The organism is Legionella maceachernii, from assembly GCF_900167045.1.
In the GTDB taxonomy this organism is placed as follows: domain Bacteria; phylum Pseudomonadota; class Gammaproteobacteria; order Legionellales; family Legionellaceae; genus Tatlockia; species Tatlockia maceachernii.
On the sequence record NZ_FUXJ01000018.1, the window covers coordinates 38,159 to 60,162 of the forward strand.

Genomic DNA, 22,004 nt, shown 5'->3' on the forward strand with positions numbered 1-22,004 from the left:
AATTATCTTAGCGAATTGTTTTTAAGAGGTGCAAAATGGGTTTTAAATGTGGAATAGTTGGCTTACCCAATGTGGGTAAATCCACCTTATTTAATGCGTTAACCAAGGCGGGCATTGAAGCGGCAAACTACCCTTTTTGCACTATTGAGCCTAATGTGGGTATTGTCACAGTCCCTGATTCCCGTCTTGATGCCTTAAGCAACATTGTTAAACCGCAACAGGTTGTTCCGGCCACGATGCAATTTGTCGACATTGCTGGACTCGTTAAAGGTGCGGCCAAAGGAGAAGGACTAGGTAACCAATTTTTAGCCAATATTCGGGAAACCGATGCCATTGCACACGTTGTACGTTGTTTTGAAAATACAGACGTCGTGCACGTCGAAGGGAAAGTGGATCCATTAAGTGATATCGAGGTCATTAACACCGAGCTTGCATTAGCGGATATGGAAACAGTGGAAAAAGCCTTAACTAAAGCAGGTAAAACAAGCAAAAGCGGTAATAAAGAAGCCCTTTTTGAGAAGCAAACCCTGGAAAAAATAAAAGCGCATTTGGACGCCGGATTTCCGGTACGGACGCTCTCCCTGACTGCTGAAGAAGAACTCACCGCTCGCCGCCTCTTTCTGCTGACGGCGAAACCCGTGTTGTATATCGCCAATGTGGATGACAACGGTTACCAGAATAATCCTCTTTTGGACAAAGTGACAGCACTTGCCGAGCAGGAAAAGGCATCCATCGTGGCTCTTTGTGCAGCCACAGAAGCTGAGCTCATTGAATTAGATGAAGCCGATCGCCAAGAGTTTATGGACGATTTAGGTCTCGATGAACCAGGTCTCCATCGGGTTATTCGTGCTGGCTATGAATTATTAGGTCTGCAGACTTATTTTACCGCAGGGGTAAAAGAAGTGCGCGCTTGGACAATACGTAAAGGTGCGACAGCCCCCCAAGCCGCCTCAGTTATCCATACCGACTTTGAGAAAGGCTTTATTCGGGCTGAAGTCATTGCCTATGAGGATTTTATTACTTATCGAGGCGAACAAGGTGCGAAAGAGGCAGGTAAGTTACGCTTAGAAGGAAAAGAGTACATTGTTTGTGATGGTGATGTGATGCATTTTCGTTTTAATGTTTAATTGACCTGCTAACTACAATTGACGCACAAATAATCACTATGTATTATGCTTTCCCAAAGCATAATACCGGAGATAAGTCATGCCAAATATCACAGCGACTTTTTTTGGTGAATCAGGAAGCGGCAAAACTGCTCTCATAGAACAGTTTACACAAAGAACTGTGCCTGAAGATGAATCAGGGGTTGTTTATAATATTGCTCGTGTAGAAAGCACAAAAATCCAACTTTGGGATTTATCGGGTAAGCATCCTAATCTAGCAAATAATGCAAGAATTTACCTAGCGGATTGTAATGTTTGTGTATACACCATTGATCTAACGAGCCCATTCAACAAAGAACAATTTTTAGCTCATCTAGAGATCATTAAAGGCTCCGCACCCAATACCTCCCTGATTCTAGTCGGATGTAAAAGTGATTTGCCTCGAAAAATAGATCACCTATCCTTTCAAAGGATCATGGAAGAATACAACATTCCTTATGGATTTATTACTTCGTCTGCCACAGGCGAAGGGGTAAATCAATTATTTTCAGCCATTGCCAAATCTGGAAATTACCAAAAAGTAAGGGCGTACGTCAGTAGCCAGGCTCGTAAGTTTAGTGCGAGCGAACCTACCCTAGCTGATCTGAAAATTCTCATTCATCCAATCTCCCCTTTATATGGAGCGATAGAAAATCTTGAACAACTTGCGACTGAATTGGCAATCACCCAACAAAGCATGATTAAAGAGGCTCTCATAGAATTACTCATCGGCTTAAATGATTCAGAAAAGAATAAAGAAGATATTATTAAAGCCTTTGTTTTAAAATGTGAGGTTGCTCTTAAACAGGCGAGTGATTTAGGGATATCAAAAACTACCCTTTCTCAAATAAGTAAGGGCGTCTTAGTAGTAGCCGTCGCCTCTACACTTGCGGCGTTTGTCGCTTCATCGATTTTTAGTCTGGGCATTACTACCCTGTTCATCGCAGGTCTTGTAGGGACAGGCGTAGGAGCCCATTTAGTCAAAAGCGGTTTTTTTAAATCCCCTCTTTCTTATGCTGTTGAGCAGATTCAAACTGCAGCTCAAGATAAGAATATGTTTATCGAGCAGCCCGTTGAGCAACCCATTTTGGTCTTATGATGCACAATAAGTGATGAATTTCAAATAAGCTTATTTTGCATCGCTCAAATGACAATAATTTATGCAACACGACGGTATTAAATTAACTCAAAAGGGTATGATCTTGCCCTGAGTATTTGATAACTTCGAATCAATGAAGTGCCAAACCAGTAGAAAAGTTTTCTCCTTTTGAGTTTTCTTTATCAACCCCTGAAGAGCCAAAAATGGAAAGCGATGGAGAAATTTTAATATTGTCGCTGTTTGTTTTCTCTACCACGGCTTTCGCATATTCAATATGGGCAGCAAGTGTATGAAATACGTTTTCTCTAATTTCTAAAGGCTCCCAGACACCACTCTTCCAATACTCTAACTCTTCAAATCCAGTAATGCGATACCGGGTGTGATAGACATCATTGTCCACTAGAAAGCTGGCAGAAAATATAAAGCAATCGCTCTCTTTGATACGCTGAGCACTTGGCCTTAAAATAAAGGGGGAAGAAGACTTCGACAATAAGGAACCAACGCTCTTAGAATCACAAAATTGCACATACTGAGAACTATCACATATTTGAGCTTTAAGAGATGGAACCGTTTTTATTCCTTTTGGAGTAAAATAAATTAAACTTTCAAATTTAAACTCTTTAACTTCATCGGTATTAACGCATTCAAAAAGGCGAATGTCAGAAGGTGCTGTCCGGTACCTAAGCCCTTTCATCTTTACTTCATCTTCATAGACCACACCATTAAAACGGTCAAGTTGCTTCGTCGAAGCAATAATTCTCGTGTTAATCCCTTTTTCCTGAAATAGCTTGGCTAGTTGCGCAGCAGAGCTTGCGCTACCATGATCTCCGCTATTACAAGACCATAATACAATAGTGAGTGAATCCCCCCTTTTAAGGCTTGAATTATCAAGAAGTAAATCACGATAAGTTTTTAAATTCCATTGCGTTTCCTGAGGGATTGGCAAAGCGGGGCTCCGATAAGCACCAGCTAGTGTTTCAGCTTCGGTATTGCCATGGCCTGTGATAAACACAATGCCATTATTTTTGAGCTTTGCAAGTTTGATCTTCTCCTCTTCGCGAGCTTTTCCATCAAGATGCATGCCAATGGCATCGAATCCAGTAAAATGCTGTAAAGCATAAGCTGTGCCTCCTTCTTGGGGAAAAGTAAGTCCAGGATTTGGAGTTTGTGTGCTGATAATAATCGCAGTTAGCATAATACACCATGTGGTTAAAATTAAGTCATATTATTATATATTTGCACATTAAGGTCAATTACTATTTATCAATCTTGCCATGGACTCTTTGTGGAACAATAGCCCTAATAGGCTCTCATAATCAGACAAAAAAGTAGGGTAGAGGACTCATTAGACAAATATCAGCTATAAAATTTGTATATTCTAGTGAGTGTATCGGCCTGAGGAACCCCTGTGTTTGGGGCATGGCGTGTGAGCATCTTTTAGTATCCTGATCTCACAAAAAAGCTCTTGTTTCATAGGATAGGGTTTTTATTTGTTAAAACCTGGATTAATGGTCAAATCGTCAAACAAAATAGATAATGGGATTTTTAAAAATCCAATGAACTACGAGAGAACTGAAAAGGGAAGCACGCATTTCACTAAATAGAACTATACTAATTGAAAGCAGAATTGTTAAAAAGGATTGCTTGGGCTAATTTTTCCGATGAGATTGATGAGATTCCAGTAAAAATTCGGAGTTTTATGTTGATTTAACTGGGGGCTAAAAGGAATGCACTTGTTCAAACAATTGCTAGAGTTATTTAATGAGTCGACTTCTTATAGTACTCATTACTATCAATACCGATATCGGTTAATTAATATCCTTACCGTGGAGCTTATTGCCCTTAGCCTAGTCTTAATTTATATCCATATTACTTGGGGTCACTGGTTAATCGTCTATCTCATCTCTGTGGGCTGTGGTTTGGCTGCTGCTAATTTCATCCTCCATAAAAAAATTCAAAACAATCTCCTTTGTGGGAATATCTTGACATTCCTCGTTTTACTAACAACCACTGTAGGCAATTATTGGATTGGTGGATTATCCACTTCTTATTTCGGCTGGTATTATGTGATCCCCATTATTGCCGCATCGACAATTGGCTTACCTGGTTTGCTCATTTATTCACTTATTTCACTTTCTATGGTCGTTTATTTTACGTTGGTTAATATTACCCCCTTGTACCTCTTATCAGACTCTCAGGCTGTATTAATGGGTTTTATAAACCGCTTTTTTTCTCTTTTTATTATCACCACTACGTTATACTCGGCCTTACGGGAAAACAAACTTTATGAGGCAATGCTATGTGAACATAATTATCTGCTGCAAGCAGACAAAGAAAAATTTCATTATCTTGCCCGTTACGATACATTGACCAATCTGCCTAACCGTTCTTACTTTCAAAATTATCTCCAAGGTGTAATTGAGTCCGCCAGAGCGAAAAATCATTGTGTCACTGTGCTGTTTATGGATTTAGATGGCTTAAAGGAAGTGAATGACCATTATGGACATGATGCGGGTGATTCACTGCTTTCGCAAAGCGGAAAGCGCATGCAATCCTGTTTCAGGGAAAATGACTTTCTCGCGCGTTTAGGGGGAGATGAGTTCACCGCAGTGATTAACCATCTTGAAAGAGATAAGGTCCCTAAAGCCATTGCGGAACGTATTATCCAAGAGTTTAATAAACCTTTCTTAATTAATGGCCGAGAAATTAATTGCAAAGTCAGTATTGGATTATCCACTTACCCCTTTGATGGTCAATACATTGATGAACTCCTCATTAAAGCCGATCAAGCAATGTATTATGCTAAACATGCTGGTGGTAATACTTATAAACTTACAAGAAGAAGGAAGAAAGTATTAACTTAGTTGAGGCTGTTTGAGAATCACTGGATTATTCGCTTCTTAACTTGACATTAGTCGAGCCCCCCCTTAGCATGCATAGATTCTACGTACGAGGATTAGTGATGACGGTAGACCGTTTAAAAGCGCTGGTAAGTGAAGATTTTGATGCTGTTAATACCCTCATTATTAATAAAATACAATCACAAATCGGCTTAATTGACGACTTAGCCCATCATATCGTGCAAAGCGGCGGTAAACGCCTACGACCTTTATTAGTGCTTTTAGCAAGTCATGCTTGTCATTATCAAGGTCGCGATCACATTACACTCGCAGCAATGATTGAGTTTTTTCATACTGCAACCCTGTTACATGATGATGTCGTTGATGAGTCAACATTAAGACGAGGGCGCGAAACTGCAAATGAGATTTGGGGGTCTAAAGCAAGTATTCTCGTAGGCGATTACCTTTTTACCCAATCGGTACAGCTTATGGTTAGCGTTAATCATTCGCAGATTCTCCGCCTACTGGCAGATACGTCGCATGAAATCAGTTGTGGCGAAGTAAAACAATTGGTTAATCGTCATAATGCCTCGCTTTCGGTTGATGATTATTTTGACGTTATTCGTTCGAAAACAGCTCTGTTATTTGCCGCATCCGCCTCAATTGGTGCGCTATTAAGCCATGCAGGGGCAGAGGTTGAAAAAAGTTTATATGCGTATGGACTTCATTTGGGTAATGCTTTCCAGCTCATCGACGATGCTCTTGATTATTGCTCGGATGCAAAAACCATCGGCAAAAACATAGGCGATGACCTCGCAGATGGCAAGGCAACTCTACCCTTACTTCATGCCTTACAACATGGTACTAGTGCTCAACAGCAACTGATTAGAGATAGTCTGAGCGAAGGTAGTTTAGATTACTTGCCTGAAATTCTTAAGGCAATTGAAGATACCCAAGCAATCGATTTTACTAAAAATTATGCAGCACAAGAGGTCGATCGGGCATTATCCTCTTTGGCACTCCTACCCAATTCCGTTTATAAAGATGCCCTTATGGAACTTGCGCAGTTTTCATTAAAACGAGATCACTAACTAAAAGGTTGATCGATTTACAAGATCTGTCGGAGTGTAGCTCAGCTTGGTAGAGCACTGCCTTCGGGAGGCAGGGGTCGCAGGTTCAATTCCTGTCACTCCGACCAATAAAATCAAGGAGTTATTAAACTTCCCCGAATTTTGAAAAACTTTATAGAGTGCATGCAGAGTGCAATGTGTTTTGATGATGAGAAGCAATATGTAGGCAACTAATTTAAAATCTTCTTCACCATAATTGCTAATAATTAATTCCTAGGCTGGAGCAATCGTTTCCTCTACATCAAAAGATGGGTTGAAGCAATTGGCTTTCCTCATGAACTACGCTTCTTTAAACGCTAGCTTCACACAGTCCATAAGGGGACATTTTCTAAATTGCCGCTACACCTATTCTAAATAGCTTGACAAAACTAAAATTAGTCAATATGTTTAATACGCTTTATATTTTTAAGGATAAAAATAATGAATCAACCTAAAAAAGAAATTTCTACTCCACCTCTACTTGAGCCGATTTCTGAAAATATTCTCAATCCAAAACCCATGCATGTTTACCAGTTGGATTAAATGGTTCTTTATTGATTTTGCTTTTTTAAACATTTGCTAATTGAGCAATAGCTATAACAACGTATAGGTACTTCTACCGAAGTCAATTGATTGAAAGTTTGTTTTTATACAAGATCTTTTTATAATCAGAGAAAATTATGCAAAGTACTTCGTCTGTAAAACAACAATTAAGTCAAGACATTAACTTGGCAACTGCAATCGATATTTCAGAAGCACTCGATAATTGTTTTTTTCATGCTTTTGCGTTATATCATTTAGCAAATAAACAAGAATTACCGACAAATTTATTCACAGTACACCCTCACGATGACTTCATGGTTAAGCACTTAAAAGAACTCATTTTTTCTGGTGAAACCTTGGAGTTTTATTTTAATGAAAGCCGGCTTTTTGAAAAAACCATGGTTTTAGGCATATTGTTTCGCAGTTGGTTTGTGCTTAATTTATTAGCCTTAGACAACAATCGTAACAAGCTATTTGCCGTTAATGGCCAAGATAGGCTAATTACCTCCGAAGATGGAGCTACTTTTGTAACTCTTTTAATAGAATATCAAAGTGCTATAAGACAAGGAAATCTTGCTACCATAGAGGAAAAGTATAAAGACATTGCCATATTTGAAGCTAATGCAGATTATTTTAGAAAATTCTCGGGAAATATAGAGGAAGAAAAGTCACAAATTGAAAAATACTGGAATAACCAAGGTTATATTAATTATTGTAATTATCTTGCTCAATCCGGAGTAAAAATTTCTCATGAAGATATAAGTCCCGTTTTAAAAGAACTAGAAATTCCTTATCTTATTTGCAGTAAGACAACAAGTGATATAGTCGCGAGAAATTTAAACACTTCAGAGAAAAAGCCTATTTTTCTATTAGCAATTAATCCTGGAGCGGCTCATTATTATTTGCTTCTTACCGAAGAAACAAAGGATTTATTAGAGGAATATCGAACACAACGAGAGCGCTATAAAGAAGAACGAGAAAAAATACTGGCTAATGAGTCTCATGACAAATTAAAACTGTGTGAAAATAATCCTAATTGGTTCTTGGTTGCTATATTACCTAGGGGTTTTATTGGTAGACACTCTTCCATGGAATTATTGATTGAAAGAATAAGCGAGCATGTAGAGAGAGCTAAATCAAATTCTGAGGTATTTCAAGCTAACACCCCTATGAACCGACGAAAAATAGTGACTCAGGCAACATTAATGCAGCAATCATTGGCCGTAGAAAGCTCTCAGAACGCTTATTCATTTCAACCATCTAATGCTTTCTTTTATTTGAAACTGATGTTTGCTGTAGGAGCAACATTGACCGGAGTAGTGCTTATTATTGTAGGATTAACACTTAGTGCACCAGCCTTTATAGTTATAGGCAGTATTTTGGGTATCGGCGGTATTGGTCTATGTTTCTTTAGCGCCTTGAAAAGAAGCAGTAAAGAAAGTAATTTGCTCGAAGAGCCCCTAAAGCCATCTTTAAATTAATAGATGCAATTTAATCACCGAGTTTTTAGTTGAAGCTTATGGATTTGCAGTGCTAAGCAATTGAAAAAATTTTTATCTTAATTTTTATGGAAAATTTAGTATGAGCTTACCGAATTTACAAGAGCTGTTAAAACGCTGTATTTTTCCTTCATTTATGGATCATTTCAATTGGTTGATGTTACCTAGATTAGAGTGTGAGCAACAATCTTTACAAAATTTAGAATTTGCAAATGTTTTTAGCATGTGTAGATTAGTTGAGAGCGTCTATACTGCTTTGAAAGGCCATCAAGTCTCTCCTGATGAGTGTTGCCAAATCACCAGGTCGAATGAATATAATATCATCCATTCTTTTTTAGAGGCCTATACGAATGATGGAGAACTCACTTTAGTAAAAGAGCTAGAAGAAAAATTTAAACAACCCAATAATGAGTTAGTTAATGACCTAAAGGTCCAAATAAATAGTATTATCATTTCTAGAAATGATAGAGGTGTCTCTAGCAAAGTTCAATTAAATTACAAAATTTCTCAAGCAAGAGATGGTTTTTTTATGGTCTCTAGTTCTTCTGAAAAACTTATACACGATTTTGAATGTCCAATTTCGCATCAATTTTTTGATGATCCTGTAACTGCTGATGACGGACACACTTATAATCGCGCTGATCTTCAAAAGTGGTATGATGAAGGAAACCGCAATTGTCCTTTAAACCGAGAGAAAAAATTAACAAATCCTCAAGATATCCCTACTAACCATACCATTAAAAAATTGATGGAATCTTCTAATATCCAAAGTTCTCCCAATCAATCCATAAAATAAAAAATTTTTCCTTTTGATTCACCTATATGTTAAGGGTAAATTGTTAGCAGTTTATACTCAGGCTTACTGTGGTTTCATGGATTAAAAACCCCATACTGGATTAATAAGCCTTATAAGCTTGCCATGGTCTGCTTAAGTCGATTGTTACGGTACTTAATTTGGTGATGCTGAACTTGTTGAGAAAGACTATCCTCTTGTTTACAATTAAAGTTCTTAGCAAGAATTAAGTATTATAACAGAGATGTTTTTTTGCAACGGAGCCAAATAGCTTTACTTTAAATTTTCTAACTAGGCGATAATACTGTTCGTGCCTCTTTAACTGCTTCAGGATCCTGTTGGGCTATTTTTTGATTGGCACTAAAAAAATTAACAATTGAAAGCAACGAAGTTGTCTGGGTTATTTTCTCACTAGGAGCTCGAATGGCAACCAATCTTTTTGAGAAAGACTCTTCAATATTCTTGCTATATAATGCCTCTTTAGTGATACCCATATATTCTTTATTGTAGCCTTCTGGTTTAGTAATTAATGAGTAACTTGTACCTTCACGCTCTTTAGCGGCGCGCCTTAGTTCTTTCACATTTCGAAGCTCTTGTACCGTAGCAATAAGAGTTTTTTTATCTCTATTTTTAAAGGTATCCTGAATACTCTGCGTAACATGAACAATTGGGCTAATTATTAGTGTATTAAATACATCAAGGGGAAAATCTATCGCATGTTTAACAATTTTTATTGGTAATTTGATTAATCCAAAAAATAATCCTACAGCTTCTTTAGCTAAAACTTTTGTTAAAGATGAGTGCATACTACGTTCAGAGCCAATATCCAATAATCTATATGCTCCTTGATGTAAAAAATTCAAAAAATCATCGATAATTCGAACAGGATTTAGAATCGAATGGAGTATATTTTTTAATGCATTCTCTCGTAAAACAACTTCACTATCAGAATTAACCCAAAATATATCTTTTAAAATTGGTAACATTAATGCAATTCTAATTAAAGGTGGTTTTTCATTAACCCCAATACCTGAACGCATAAACCCATCTGCAATATCGTCTAATGTTTTAAACAAGAAACCAAAATTGAGGTAAGAATCAAGGGGTAAAAGATAAGAGTATTTTCTGAACCAGTAAAATTCTTGACCACTATGTTTATGAAAATCTTCTTTAAGGGACTTTATAGCAGGATCTAACTCGTTAGATAATTGTCTTCGCGCAAGATTTGCTTTGGTTCCTGGAAAAAATTGCAACAATGCGCCAAAACCTAAATATTGCTTAGTGGATATCTCATAAATCTCATAAGAATTTTGTATTTCTGCCGTAAAATAGGAATGGCCTCCATGAAAATTACGTTTTTCAGCATCTTTAAGGCGATGATACATTGCACCGGGAAAAACATAGAAGGCCATAAAATATCTCCATTAAATTACGGTTCATTTTAAACTGGATATTATCTTATTATGAAATTATAAACTAGTGGGTTAAATTAAGCTGGTAGAGAAGAGAGATCACTCACTCTTTCCCCCCATTTAGATAGATTTTCGCCTCTGGTGGTGGGAATTTTTCTGTGAACAATTTAAAGATCCCAGTTAAAGGATTTACGTTGGCTACGCAGATTAAGCCATTTGAACATCATTTTCACAGCCTCTCGGAGGAACGCTTGCACTTTATTTGTATTGGAGTACACCGTAGTACTGTGCATGTCCTCTTAATTTAGCACAAAATGTTTTCCAAATCTTGCTGAGTGAGCCCTTGTTTCTTACCTGACGTGCCCACTCGTTTACCCTTTTAAGTTTTGCACAAAATCTTTACCGGTTTTCAGTTTTGGTACTGTGTACCTGCGCTGCGATTTTCCCAAGTAAAACGTAAAGCCTAGGAAACCAAATGAACCTTGTTTAATTCTGAGGATAGGCTATTTGAAGGATGCCGATTTATTAGTGCAAATTTCTCTGAATCTCAGTTCATTCGATGTAAATTTGTTGACTGTGAGTTCAATCCTTAACACATTTGATATTATTCTCATCTCTAACGATGACTACATTGAATACACTAATCCATTAGTACCTTTAATCTATATCATCAGACTTATACTTTAAATTATATGATCCTATACTTAACGAATCTTTTTATCTTCACTTACTGAAAAGTCTTTATACAATTCTTTATGTGTTTCATTTACAAGGCCTTCGGACTTTGTTGTAGCAAAAAACAAAGCATTACCTGTCGATTTGTAATTTGCATAGTGTCCTCTCCCAAAGGTAAATAAAGCAAAAAAATTTATAACCGCTGCTAATAATATCCTTGCGGCTTTGGATAGTGGAGTTCTGTCTTTTGATAAAACTGTTTTGGAATAAATTTCTTTGCTGTTTTCCAATGACTTAATCAATGTTGCTAGATGTTCTCTGGTTGGCTCCTTAACAACACAGTAATCCTTTAAGGCGCTATAACAACCCATCAAATATTCAGGAGAATGTGTTTTTGCTGCTGTAAATTTTTCAGGGGATCTTTTCAAATGAATGAGTAATCTTTGATTTAAATCATCAATTTTTAAAATTCCATGGCAAAAGTTTGAATTAGAGAGAAGAGGAATAAATTCTGAAAAATCACCGAAAACCTCAGTTAAAGCAAGCGCAGTTGAGAGTTTCTCTTCATTTAATGAATGTTCATTTAAAATAAAGTCCCTTAACGACTCAGACTCTATTATCTTTCTCAAAAGCCGTGGAGTTAACTGAAAGTTGCTGCTTGTAATTGCCAATATTACAGGCTGAACTTCAGGTTTAGATAAAATATCAACAAGATCATTTGCCTTTAAACTAATCCCCTTATCTTGAACAGCCCTTAGAAGAGGAATTACCTCCGGCTTTTTGGAGATATTTAATAATAATTGATCCACTATTGGCGGCTGCTCACTTAAAGTAGTAATTAATTTTTTTGTAATAACTAAAGATTGTAACTTTACTAAGGCTAAGCTCAACTTCTTATTCTTACTGAGCGTATTTAGAATGAATGCGTCAAGAGGAATCTGATTTTGATATAATATTTGAATTGCGCTAAAAAAATCGTGCTTGTTCTCTGGCTGATAAATTTTAGCTATTGTCTCTTTCAAATCATTATAAAAATTTACAACATTTGAATGATATTTTCTTCCTTCAAGTGAAGAACATTGCTTTAATAAATTACCTATAGCTCCTGATAACTTACATGATTTTGGTTCATCCAAAGCCAATTTAGGGAAATTTGTGATTACATTATTAAGAATCGCAATTGATACAATCTGCTCATCTAGCGATAATGGTCTATTTTCATGTGCCTGTTCAATCAGCATTCCTAGTAACTGATTAGGAGTATAATGCAGAGCTAAATAGATTTGCGAAGTCTGGATGAGGCAATCAACATCATCGGATGCATCAGGGCTAATTCTCGTCTGACCGCAATATCCTGCATAAACTGTATTATAATGACCAAAACTCGCTCTAAACTCAGTCAAACTTTTGACAGCCTGAGGAAATTTATCTCCAGTGGAAGCTACAAAATATAATTCATTTAAATTTGTTAACATATCCTCGTGTTTGACCAATTTACCTCGTACAAGTGAGGATTGAACTAAAATATTTCTTAAAAGAGCACCGTTGGTAAAATGTTGTTCTTTTATTTCCTCGAGTGTTTCACCACATTTACAACTAATAAATGCCCCTATCCGTAGATCTAAATGTTCGTTAAAATCCTGTTGTGCATTGCCTTGTATTTCCTGGATCAAGGTTTCAGAATAGCTATTTTTTGCACAGACTCCAAATACACGCCCATATTGAGCCTGATCGCTATGGAGTAAACCAAATTTTTGATGGCTCTCATGAACAATAATTGATAATTTTCCTTCATCCACTAGCTGTTTGACTTCATCATCTAATTTTAGATTTTTATATAAAGTTGTTGTTGCATCGATAATAATGGTCATTGGTTTTTTTCGTTTTGTCTGAATAAAATTTCTTTTAACAAAGCGATTAATATCAACTCCTGGAGTCAGTCCCTCGGGATTTACAATAGGCCCCGCAGACATCATTACGATATCTGCATCTGAGGTACGAGAAGTACTTTGCATAATCTCATCAAATTCGAAATAGCTAGGTTTTAATACTTTTACTTTTGGTACGGTTCCTGATTGTACCCACATTTTGCTAGCAAGTTTTGTTGCAATGAAATGAGCATTTGTACCAGACATCGTTGGAGAAGCAAAAAAAGTGGAATTAGATAAATTTTCTTCTTGTAAACCAAAGGATTTATAAAAAGTTTGCTTAGACTCAGCAACAAATTCTTGAAAACTTTTTTCTAGATTAATTCTATCCTCAACTAAGAGACCTAAACTAATTTCATGGATAATAGCATATACACTAAAAGCGAATCTCGGGTAGTTATGTGCATAAAACGTGTTTGCTAAATCCAGCATCAAGGCAATGCGTTGAATAGCCTGAGGGCTCAGGTCGGGTAATTCTTCTATCATTTTCTTTAAGCAAACTGCTAATTTTTGTGTGCCGAATTTCGAGCTCTTGGCAATAAAATTTAATTTTATAAAAATTTCGCTTTGTAAAAGAGATGATTTGGTTTTAGGCAAGCTAGAATCTAGAATTACCGGTGTACCCTCCTCTCTTTCTACTGAATTAATGTTTCTAACATTAATCGCGACTTCCCACGGAGAAGGAGCCAATCCGAGGTAACTAAAAATAGATTTAATGCGCGAGAGCGCTTGACTTCTTTTAGGTATTGCGAGTAATCCAATAGAGTGATTAGGAGCAGTTATGATTTTTCTGTTAATACTTGGAAAGTATTTGTTTAAAATTTCCTCAATTGGGGAATTTTTTAATATCGTAAATGGTATAAAGTGATAATTATTTAAGTCCGAAGTATCAATTGAAAATGATTTTATTAAGTGGTCAAATAAAATACCTTGCACATTCTCATCTCTATGATATACAGCATTATCATGGATATAAGGATTGTGAATTCGCTCTTTTGAAGCAGGACGAAATTCTGCCTGATGACGGCCAAACATTATAGTCGACAAAAGGCGTTGCTCATCGTCAGGGCTTATAAGCGATAAATAAGAAAAGTAAGGATTTTGTGCAATTGCTTGTTTGACTTTTCTTTTACGCCACATTTTTTGAATAATTGTTGCAGCCTTATTCTCTCTATCACTCTTCTCTTTCGAAGAAAATGCCTTCTTCGGTAAAGTTGACGTAGCTTTTTCTTGACTCTTTACCAGTTCTGGCTCTAGAAATTTTATATTCTTTTCAAGATATAATTTTAAATCTCTGAAAATTGAATTTGAAGATAGCAATTTTTTCATTAAAGTTGCGCATAAGCAGCCATTATTTGTTTATTATATATGCATATTGTTAAGAAAATATTACTCTACCTCCCTCTCTTTGTGTGATTTTGAAATTTCAAAGACTGTTGGATCGTTCAATAACGAATTCTGTGGAGAGTTGTCTGGTCCAATAAATTGCTACTGCACTTGATGTTTTTGTTATCTGAGCGTAGAAAGAAGGCTTCAGATATTATAGATTCAATAAATAAATTACATAGGGGGCTCAGTCCGAACGGTTTATTAGACTACAATTTCGCACTATAATTGCCCATTATTCCATTTCTTGATAAAACTGCTCTTTTTTTTTGCCAGGAATTTGTGCCAATGTTAACAGACCAAGAATACTCTTTGGTGAATGAGATACTTAATCGCTACACTGCTCTAGTTACTGTCTCTGCATCTAACCAACCTTATGATTACCACAGCTTATTTATCAAGATGACTCATTTAGAATTAACACGAGAGTTAAAACAACTTAAGCAACTGTTTGCTGAATCGAAGGATGATTTTAAAGCACAGGTTCAAGCACGATGCCTGGTACGCTCGCAAGATAGTACAAGAAATTTTAATTTTGCTGACTTTCCTGTAAGCCCCTGCAACAAACTCTATATGGAACTGGTAAATATACTGTTTCCTAAAGAGTCGGTGTCGATAATTCTTCCTCAGGCTAAAACACTGGTTCGTGTTCAATTTAGTGAAAGACTTTTATTACCTAACCTTAGAGATAATCGCATTACCCAAGCTTTTGAAGCACTCTACCCTGATTTCGTTGAAGTTCCTCTGCAAGCCTTCCCGCTCGAAGATTTACCCTATTATGCTGTGGCTGGTGAACTACTCTTTGATATACGCGATTTACAAAATTTTCCTCGTTTAACTCATCAAAAGAAAATTTATGAACATCTCAAAAATAATTATCCCGAATTAGCTGTTGCAATCTATCACCATAATCCTGAGCTATATGCTTTAAGAGAAACTCTTATTGATAGTAAAACACCGGAAGAAGCTATCTTGCATCTCATTAAAATGCTGGCTCTAGGAGGTACTAGCATAACAGGTCGAGATTTTGCCACAGACTCGGCAAATGATGCTTTTGAAGAATTTAGGGATTATTTTAAAAAATTGCCTAAAGAACTACGTAAAGATCTCAAGTCACTTGTTAGTGCAACTCAAAAATCCTTAGCAGCAGTAATAAGTGATTTGAAGCAGAGAAAATGTGCTGAAACAGCAGCGAAAGACTTGCAGGCTATTTTAGCTCATAACCCCAATCACAATGCACTTAAAAGGTCGGTCACTAAAACTCCAACAGAATTAAAGCAAACTCAGTGGCGCTTTCAAGAAAATTTGCTTAATCTTAATACCACAAAAGATCCCAAGTGCTTAACACAACTGCCTACTGAACTCGTTAAAACTACCTTACAGTCGCTAGCCTTCAAGAACTTGGAGGATTTAATACAACTTCTCATTAGTCTGCCAGATGAGTTTTATAATGATTTATTAGCTCATGGCAATTTTAATCATATCAATAAACCTTTAATGGGAATGCTCAAAGCGATCGAGTACGGTTTTTTTGCTGATAATTCAAAGAAAAAAGAAGCATTTATTAAAGTCATTGTTGCTAACTGGCAGCGGTTTGATATTAAAGAATTTTTATATGCAGCAGCTATCCCTGAGTTACTAGAACCTCTTTTAAAATCACTTCCTAAAGAAAAAATTAAAGAGCTACTTAAGTTTGTAGACGATGATAAACGTACTATATTACTACGAGCAGCTGAATATCCTCAATCCTTTGCATTACTTCTTGCCTATTATCCAAATGATACAGAGCGTCTGAATGCCTTTCTAGCCGAGGATGATTTGGCCAATACTGTGCTTCATTTGGCCGGTGGAAATCCTAATGCGCTTAAATATCTTTTGGATTTTTACTCAACTCATTCAGAACCTGCGCAATTCTTAAGTTTCGTTCTTTCTAAGAACTTTTATGGCAATACAATATTGCATCAGGAAGCTTATAACCCGGAAACACTGAAGCTTATCTTAAAATCTTTGCCACCTGAAAATCGTTTAAAAGCGGTGCAAAAAACTAATGATTTAGGAGAATTTACCGTATTGCAGCTCGCTGCACAGGACAATAACTCTGAATCGATACGAGCTATTCTTGAACTTTTACCGGAATCGGATCGTCCTGCAGCGATTAAAACTCACAGCTATATTAGTAAAGAAACTGTATTACATACGGCTCGTAATAACCCCGAAATATTAAAAATAATACTTGAATTTTTGCCAGAATCAGAGCGCTTAGCTGCAGTTAAACTCTTAGACGAGACTGGCTTGTCTGTATTTAGCTTCGCTAAACCAGAATCAATTAAAACGATTCTCTCGCTTTTACCAGAAGCAGACCAATTTGCCTTGATGAAAAAGGATGCTAATCAAAATTCTGAGTTATTAGGGCAATTAATCGAAGAAAAAATGTTTGACCAAGTATTTCTTAATTTTGACGAAAAAAATGGCTTGGCTTTGTATGTCAGAGTCCATCAAATTATTCAACCTATTCTTTCTCAAAAAGCTAATCAATCAAGCTCAGGATTTTTCGATAGCAGTGAAATAAAACTTGCGTCAAAGTTACAAGCAGCACTTTTTAAAAGCAATGATACAACGGACACTAAAAAAGCTATCTTTGAGTTTTTAGGTGAATCGCTTAATAGCAAAGCTTATCCCATTCAGGTGAAACTGTTAAATCAATTTGTTGATGCTCCTGAGTTAAGCTATGCAGAAAAATTGAATTTAGTTACTGTTAAATGGAGTATTGATACTCCTATTTCTTATGATGCTGGCATAGTTGTGTAGCCTCCGGCTTAGGCTCACTGCCATTAGGTTAAGGATATTATTGTGCAAATTTATCTCGCTCCCTTCGGACTGAGGAGGCGTTTACGCCGTCTCGAAGTCTATACCAAAGGCTTCGAGACGAGGCTAACGCCTCTCCTCAGCCATGTCCTGAGGTTCTCGAAGGGCCGAACGGATCAAGAAAAACCCCTTAACTTAAGGGCAGTGCGGCTTAGGTCCCATTATATTGAATTTATCGATTAAAGAACCATGCATAGAAAGACAAATCAAACCCCGCCCGTGTATAGTTATGAAATTAATAACCTCTGGGTTGCAAATTCCGCAGCAATACATTTTTTTATGGCCTGGGACTAAAGATCGGGACTTTTGCCGCCATCTGAGCAGGGTTGAAAATCCTTTATAATCATCGTACGATTCCTGCGCATCAGTGAAAGATAATTTTGAATATACCTCAAGCTAGGCGCGGTTTTCATGACCTGAGTAGGGTTGAATTAATGCATCATCAATACCCTTTTTCTTTAACCAAGTGAACAAAAAATTGAGGTACCATTCCATTTGCCCTTTGTAAGCTGGCTCGAAATTATTCATTTATAAATCCAACGCGATTAATCGCCTAAGTCGCCGGTTAAAACAATAAGTCAAGGTAACGATCTTTCTTTCTTGTGCTCATTCTCTTTTGCCGGGAGACAAAACAGAAGTCATCACCAAGCTCTTGCAAGAACTCAACAATATTATCTAAGATTAAGTCTTCAAGTTCCCGCTCAGACTGGTAGTTGCTGCTATCGATGAAACTAATGAAATAAGGATCTTTAAAAACAAGGCTGCTTGATAAGCAATCGTTGTCCTTTAGCGCTGCAAGGCTGCTTTAATGACTGCTTCAGGCTCCTTACTGATGGCCGTTGGCTCATACTACATACTATCATCCATTTGACGTTGAAATCGCGTACACTCCAGCGTTGAATGCGATACATCTCGGTATAAAATTCACGTTTTAAGGTTTCATCAATAGCGCAAACCATGACAAAATGGGACCAAGACAATTGTTTCGACAGAGTTGAAACAATGTCGCGGTTTGGAAATAGTCGTGAGAATTTCAGCATTCGAGACAAATTAATCTTCGCATAGCCACGCCCATATTCCAATGAAAGCTGCTTGGCTATGTTCTCAAGGATTTTATCGCCATAAGTGGCACGCTTTGAATCAAACTCTTCATCAATACGTTTTCCAATCATCCAATTTAACAAGATCATTATTAAGTATATTACTTCCCATATTGCTATAATCCCACATTGAAATTATCCCACTGTGTAGTATACTATTGATATGAAGGTATTAGTGGAGAGTGTAGTGACTGCAAAAATGTTACGACCGGACTCTAAAGGCCGTATTACTTTAGGCTCCATAGCTAGGGGTATTAGCGGTTATGCTATGCATCTGGAGCCAAACGGTACTGTTATTTTAAAACCCTTTGTTGAAATTCCCGTAAAAGAGAAATGGCTTTTTGAAAATACTTCGGCCTTGCAAAAAGTACGGACCGGATTAGCTCAGGCAAAAAATAAAGAACTGATCGATAAAGGTAGCTTTTCTCAATTTTCTGACGATGAAATCGAGTAATGAATGTTTAAACTATTATTCACTACTCAGGCAAACCAGGATTTTGATCATTTAGCAAATGAACCATCTTTGCTCAAGCGCTTTAAGGCAGTCAGAAAAGCATTAGGCTATTTAGAAAGCAATCCTAGACAACCAGGTTTGAATACTCATAAATTCTCTTCTTTGCAGGGTCCCTTTGGTGAAGAAATATTTGAAGCCTATGCAGAAAATAACACCCCTGCAGCATATCGGATTTTTTGGTATTATGGGCCGGATAAAAAACAAATTACCATCATAGCCATCACCCCTCATCCATGAAGAAGCGTTAATAAGTCGGTTCAACTCAAGGTTCTTTGTGATAAAGAGGGTAGGTTATCTAGCTCAAATAATGGCGACTAATATGATAAATAAATTCACAAAAATTCTTGACATTTTAATAGACACCTAAAACCATGATATAATTGGAAGGTGTGCATTTTAAATGCGCTCACATACCTCAGATGTATTCTAAAGAGGTGTATCTATGACGTTGGTAGTTTCAAGAAAAATTGATAAAAACATACACTTAGGGTGGATATCCCTTCTCCCCTACCAAATCCCAGTCTTAAGCCTGACCCCTCAAGAAATTAAAAATCATATTTTTTTAAAATTTAGAAAATGCCTTATAGCACAATTTTAAAGGTTGAACATGACTCTTTCACCACTTTGGAAAGTATTCGAAATAATTATTCAATTCATAGGGGTAATCCCCCCATTTTTAAGTGATGCTAAAAGTAGAGGATTAAGCAACTAGTGCCAATTTTTGCTTTGGAGGAATCCCTCCGATAGCAGTATTAGGTCGTTCATTATTATACGTCCATAGCCATTGTGTCGCATGGTGTTGTACCTTGGCAATACTTTCAAATAAAGGTACAGAAAATTCTACTTTTGGCAGCAATTATTTTGTGGGGGGATTACCCTACCTCAATATAGCCTTTAAAAACTCTACTATCTTTTTCAAAATGGCTATGCCATCAGAGAATGGTCCAATTTGTGGTTTGTGATAAAAAGGGTACGTTATCTATCTCAAAATAATTTGCTTAATTGAAAGAATGGAGTTGTCTTTGAGAAATTGGAAATGCTGCCATGAATTATTTTGCTATTGAATCCGATGGCAAGATTTAAAATGCAGATACACAAAAATTACTGATAAGCTTAATCAAAAATCATATTTTTTCTTTGGACTAGTTACAATATCTTGCTCTTCACTAGGCTCATGGCTTTTGAACATACTTAACCTTTTCTTGGGTCCTGAATTATTTTTTTTCACCTCATAAGAACCCTGTAAAACACTCGGAGTTTGTTTTGGAGTTTTACCAAGAATATCTTCAGCTTCGAAAGATTTTTGATCTTTTTTCCTCTTCTTTGTCAACCAGGTTTTATCGCAATGGCTAATAACAGTAATGCCTAATATTGGTTTAGGTAAGCTACTCCGAACATAATCGTCCCCCAAAGTAAGAGTTCTTAACTCCTCCAGCTCACCACTGGAGCGAACTTCAAGAAGCTTGATTAAGCCTGCCCTTAAGGACCCTGGGCCTAAGTCTATTGATAGCTCCCTTCGGGGGTATAAACCTTTTCGAGGTTTAAAGTGTAAGCGCTTAACATCCATAGTTGTGGCATGAGGACCATATTGTGATTGTTCATATGGTTCTCTATCCCAGCTCTCAAGCTGTTCTAAAACTTTTAAGATTGCCTCTTTCATAACAAGGTGCTGTGGTTCAGCAACTAAAATATCGCAATTTACATCTTCAAAACCACGGAGTTGATAAATCGGGTCTACGTAAGCGTAATTCAAATCAATATGCGCTTTAATTCCAAATGGAATTTCATCGGCGATAAATCTTGAGCTTTCTTCCAATTGAAATTCAATGTCTGTATCAAAATAATAACCGCCTTCTTGGCGTAGAATTTCAAAACGCAACATATCTGCAATTGATGCATAGTTTTTAAAACCAACTTGTTCTCTATCCAAAAATTCCCAATATTTTTTAAATTTGTCTCCTTGATAAAGTGGATCCTTACGCATCCCTTGTTTCAGCTCGCTAATATTCCTTAACCGCAGATTGGGAATGAGAATATCTTCTTTGGAAGAAGTTTTTATATAATTCATGTCATTATCAACCCATAAATTTACTTCAAAACCACTGCGCTGAGCCACTTTGGATACATGTTCTATGGTTTTCAAATATTTAACCGGAATCGGGCCACCGACCCATATATAATGAATAATTTTGGGAGCTTTTGTGACTTGAGTAATGCTGGAATCTTCTTTCTTCATTAACCATCTCTGCTTGAAAAGAATATTTTAATTCTAGCATATAATCTGCTTATAATTTAATCACAATCACCAATAGCTTTGATATCCCATTGACTGTAATATCCATGCCGTGTAAATGCCCAGTAGTGACACATGACGCCAACCGGCCAGCTCTTCTTATGTTGGGCGACAAACGAATATTTTATTTTGTTTCTTGAGCAAAGAAGAGCGCCGCCTTTTTTAAGATTTCCTTTTCCATTTTAAGGCGTTTATTTTCTTCTTGCAGGCGGCGTATTTCTAATTGCTCTGCAGTTAACTTGCCATTTCCTCGAAATGCTTGGCTATCTTGCTCTTTATGTTTTTTTATCCAATGGCTTAACAGTGCTTGCGCGATGCCTAAATTATTCGCTGCTTCGGTGACCTTATAACCTTGTTCTAATACCAAGCTAATCGCATCAAGTTTAAATTCTTTGGGGTATTTCTTTCTTATGGTCATTACTTTCTCCAGTTAACTACATTATCTCTTAACTGGGGTGTACAGATCTATTAGACCATATATGGACCCTGCCGGGCACTGCAAGAGGTAAATTTCATTTTTAGCAAAAATAGGTTGAGATGCAGTCATATATTCGGTTTTTAATAAGTGTTATTAATCACTTTTAACCCTGATAGTATTCGCGCTCTTCCACCTCATCACTTCAGCGATCTTACTGATGATCGTGGTCTAATTCAGGTTCTGAAAGAGCTGGTCCTACCTGTTTTGCCATCAAATTTATCTACCTTTAGCAATCTCCAGAATATGTTTGCTTGCTTTTTTATTTAATCGCTTAATCTTGCTTGATGTGTTTTTTACATTCAGTAAGATTAAGTGAAAACATAGA

General features: G+C 36.8%; 17 protein-coding genes, 1 tRNA gene and 2 pseudogenes. 11 read left to right on the forward strand and 9 right to left on the reverse strand.

The features are described from left to right. The first annotated feature begins 35 nt into the window (after positions 1–35). Both ychF and B5D33_RS13700 read left to right on the forward strand, forming a co-directional pair. Positions 36–1,127, forward strand: a complete 1,092-nt coding sequence (gene ychF / locus B5D33_RS13695; RefSeq protein WP_058450879.1) for a redox-regulated ATPase YchF — start codon at positions 36–38, stop codon at positions 1,125–1,127. Positions 1,128–1,206: 79 nt separating this feature from the next. Then, positions 1,207–2,244 carry an ADP-ribosylation factor-like protein gene (locus tag B5D33_RS13700; protein WP_058450880.1) on the forward strand — a complete coding sequence of 346 codons (1,038 nt, stop codon included), beginning with the start codon at positions 1,207–1,209 and terminating at the stop codon, positions 2,242–2,244. A gap of 130 nt (positions 2,245–2,374) precedes the next feature. On the opposite strand, the gene B5D33_RS13705 is transcribed toward B5D33_RS13700, so the two are convergent. Next, positions 2,375–3,439, reverse strand: a complete 1,065-nt coding sequence (locus B5D33_RS13705; RefSeq protein WP_058450881.1) for a hypothetical protein — start codon at positions 3,437–3,439, stop codon at positions 2,375–2,377. Positions 3,440–3,977: 538 nt separating this feature from the next. Here B5D33_RS13705 and B5D33_RS16875 point away from each other — a divergent pair. The 5 genes from B5D33_RS16875 to B5D33_RS13730 all read left to right on the forward strand — a co-directional run bounded on the left by B5D33_RS16875 (position 3,978) and on the right by B5D33_RS13730 (position 9,031). Then, entirely contained in the window at positions 3,978–5,108 is a 1,131-nt protein-coding gene (locus B5D33_RS16875; protein ID WP_234802516.1) for a GGDEF domain-containing protein, read from the forward strand. A gap of 98 nt (positions 5,109–5,206) precedes the next feature. Beyond that, positions 5,207–6,175, forward strand: coding sequence for a polyprenyl synthetase family protein (locus B5D33_RS13715; protein WP_058450882.1), 969 nt, complete (start codon positions 5,207–5,209; stop codon positions 6,173–6,175). A gap of 30 nt (positions 6,176–6,205) precedes the next feature. Beyond that, a tRNA-Pro gene (locus B5D33_RS13720) sits at positions 6,206–6,282 on the forward strand. A gap of 768 nt (positions 6,283–7,050) precedes the next feature. After that, on the forward strand, positions 7,051–8,217 hold the full coding sequence (locus tag B5D33_RS13725) for a hypothetical protein (protein WP_133140954.1): 1,167 nt from the start codon (positions 7,051–7,053) through the stop codon (positions 8,215–8,217). Between the two features lie 100 nt (positions 8,218–8,317). Continuing rightward, positions 8,318–9,031 carry a U-box domain-containing protein gene (locus B5D33_RS13730; RefSeq protein WP_058450884.1) on the forward strand — a complete coding sequence of 238 codons (714 nt, stop codon included), beginning with the start codon at positions 8,318–8,320 and terminating at the stop codon, positions 9,029–9,031. A gap of 284 nt (positions 9,032–9,315) precedes the next feature. On the opposite strand, the gene B5D33_RS13735 is transcribed toward B5D33_RS13730, so the two are convergent. After that, positions 9,316–10,440: a hypothetical protein gene (locus B5D33_RS13735; protein ID WP_058450885.1), complete on the reverse strand. Its 1,125-nt coding sequence runs from the start codon at positions 10,438–10,440 to the stop codon at positions 9,316–9,318. 482 nt (positions 10,441–10,922) lie between these two features. Between B5D33_RS13735 and B5D33_RS17085 the strand changes: the two genes are divergently transcribed. Further along, positions 10,923–11,033, forward strand: a complete 111-nt coding sequence (locus B5D33_RS17085; RefSeq protein ID WP_115304934.1) for a pentapeptide repeat-containing protein — start codon at positions 10,923–10,925, stop codon at positions 11,031–11,033. 111 nt (positions 11,034–11,144) lie between these two features. On the opposite strand, the gene B5D33_RS13740 is transcribed toward B5D33_RS17085, so the two are convergent. Beyond that, the gene (locus tag B5D33_RS13740) at positions 11,145–14,372 is read right to left on the reverse strand and encodes an IQ calmodulin-binding motif-containing protein (protein WP_058450886.1); all 3,228 of its coding nucleotides are present in this window, start codon (positions 14,370–14,372) and stop codon (positions 11,145–11,147) included. Positions 14,373–14,717: 345 nt separating this feature from the next. On the opposite strand from B5D33_RS13740, the gene B5D33_RS13745 reads away from it, so the two are divergent. Then, positions 14,718–17,237, forward strand: a complete 2,520-nt coding sequence (locus B5D33_RS13745) for an ankyrin repeat domain-containing protein (RefSeq protein ID WP_058450887.1) — start codon at positions 14,718–14,720, stop codon at positions 17,235–17,237. A 453-nt stretch (positions 17,238–17,690) separates the two neighbouring features. Here B5D33_RS13745 and B5D33_RS16970 read toward each other — a convergent pair whose 3' ends face one another. The 3 genes from B5D33_RS16970 to B5D33_RS13760 are packed head-to-tail and all read right to left on the reverse strand — an operon-like array spanning position 17,691 to position 18,484. Then, complete coding sequence (locus tag B5D33_RS16970; RefSeq protein ID WP_267889339.1) at positions 17,691–17,822, reverse strand: hypothetical protein; 132 nt, start codon at positions 17,820–17,822, stop codon at positions 17,691–17,693. A gap of 37 nt (positions 17,823–17,859) precedes the next feature. Further along, positions 17,860–18,030 (reverse strand): PDDEXK nuclease domain-containing protein, encoded by a 171-nt coding sequence (locus B5D33_RS17090; protein ID WP_078767471.1) that lies wholly within the window; start codon positions 18,028–18,030, stop codon positions 17,860–17,862. 13 nt (positions 18,031–18,043) lie between these two features. Further along, the gene (locus tag B5D33_RS13760) at positions 18,044–18,484 is read right to left on the reverse strand and encodes a DUF1016 N-terminal domain-containing protein (RefSeq protein ID WP_058450888.1); all 441 of its coding nucleotides are present in this window, start codon (positions 18,482–18,484) and stop codon (positions 18,044–18,046) included. A gap of 97 nt (positions 18,485–18,581) precedes the next feature. Here B5D33_RS13760 and B5D33_RS13765 point away from each other — a divergent pair, with 97 nt between their 5' ends. Beyond that, on the forward strand, positions 18,582–18,848 hold the full coding sequence (locus B5D33_RS13765; RefSeq protein ID WP_058450889.1) for a hypothetical protein: 267 nt from the start codon (positions 18,582–18,584) through the stop codon (positions 18,846–18,848). Between the two features lie 3 nt (positions 18,849–18,851). After that, a complete protein-coding gene (locus B5D33_RS13770) occupies positions 18,852–19,145 on the forward strand; it encodes a hypothetical protein (RefSeq protein WP_058450890.1) in 294 nt (97 codons plus the stop codon). 463 nt (positions 19,146–19,608) lie between these two features. On the opposite strand, the pseudogene B5D33_RS13775 reads toward B5D33_RS13770, so the two are convergent. The 3 genes and pseudogenes from B5D33_RS13775 to B5D33_RS13785 all read right to left on the reverse strand — a co-directional run. Next, positions 19,609–19,734: pseudogene (locus B5D33_RS13775) on the reverse strand (integrase core domain-containing protein); the annotation flags it as partial. Between the two features lie 291 nt (positions 19,735–20,025). Then, positions 20,026–21,144 carry a glycosyltransferase gene (locus B5D33_RS13780; RefSeq protein ID WP_058453570.1) on the reverse strand — a complete coding sequence of 373 codons (1,119 nt, stop codon included), beginning with the start codon at positions 21,142–21,144 and terminating at the stop codon, positions 20,026–20,028. Between the two features lie 92 nt (positions 21,145–21,236). Next, a pseudogene (locus tag B5D33_RS13785) lies at positions 21,237–21,619 on the reverse strand (transposase); the annotation flags it as partial. Between the last annotated feature and the right edge of the window lie 385 nt (positions 21,620–22,004).

Bases quoted from the DNA above. Each gene is read 5' to 3' on its own strand.
- ychF (WP_058450879.1), top strand. From the start codon at position 36: ATGGGTTTTAAATGTGGAATAGTTGGCTTACCCAATGTGGGTAAATCC.
- B5D33_RS13700 (WP_058450880.1), top strand. From the start codon at position 1,207: ATGCCAAATATCACAGCGACTTTTTTTGGTGAATCAGGAAGCGGCAAA.
- B5D33_RS13705 (WP_058450881.1), bottom strand. From the start codon at position 3,439: ATGCTAACTGCGATTATTATCAGCACACAAACTCCAAATCCTGGACTT.
- B5D33_RS13715 (WP_058450882.1), top strand. From the start codon at position 5,207: ATGACGGTAGACCGTTTAAAAGCGCTGGTAAGTGAAGATTTTGATGCT.
- B5D33_RS13725 (WP_133140954.1), top strand. From the start codon at position 7,051: ATGGTTAAGCACTTAAAAGAACTCATTTTTTCTGGTGAAACCTTGGAG.
- B5D33_RS13730 (WP_058450884.1), top strand. From the start codon at position 8,318: ATGAGCTTACCGAATTTACAAGAGCTGTTAAAACGCTGTATTTTTCCT.
- B5D33_RS13735 (WP_058450885.1), bottom strand. From the start codon at position 10,440: ATGGCCTTCTATGTTTTTCCCGGTGCAATGTATCATCGCCTTAAAGAT.
- B5D33_RS13740 (WP_058450886.1), bottom strand. From the start codon at position 14,372: ATGAAAAAATTGCTATCTTCAAATTCAATTTTCAGAGATTTAAAATTA.
- B5D33_RS13745 (WP_058450887.1), top strand. From the start codon at position 14,718: ATGTTAACAGACCAAGAATACTCTTTGGTGAATGAGATACTTAATCGC.
- B5D33_RS16970 (WP_267889339.1), bottom strand. From the start codon at position 17,822: ATGAATAATTTCGAGCCAGCTTACAAAGGGCAAATGGAATGGTACCTC.
- B5D33_RS13760 (WP_058450888.1), bottom strand. From the start codon at position 18,484: ATGATCTTGTTAAATTGGATGATTGGAAAACGTATTGATGAAGAGTTT.
- B5D33_RS13770 (WP_058450890.1), top strand. From the start codon at position 18,852: ATGTTTAAACTATTATTCACTACTCAGGCAAACCAGGATTTTGATCAT.
- B5D33_RS13780 (WP_058453570.1), bottom strand. From the start codon at position 21,144: ATGAAGAAAGAAGATTCCAGCATTACTCAAGTCACAAAAGCTCCCAAA.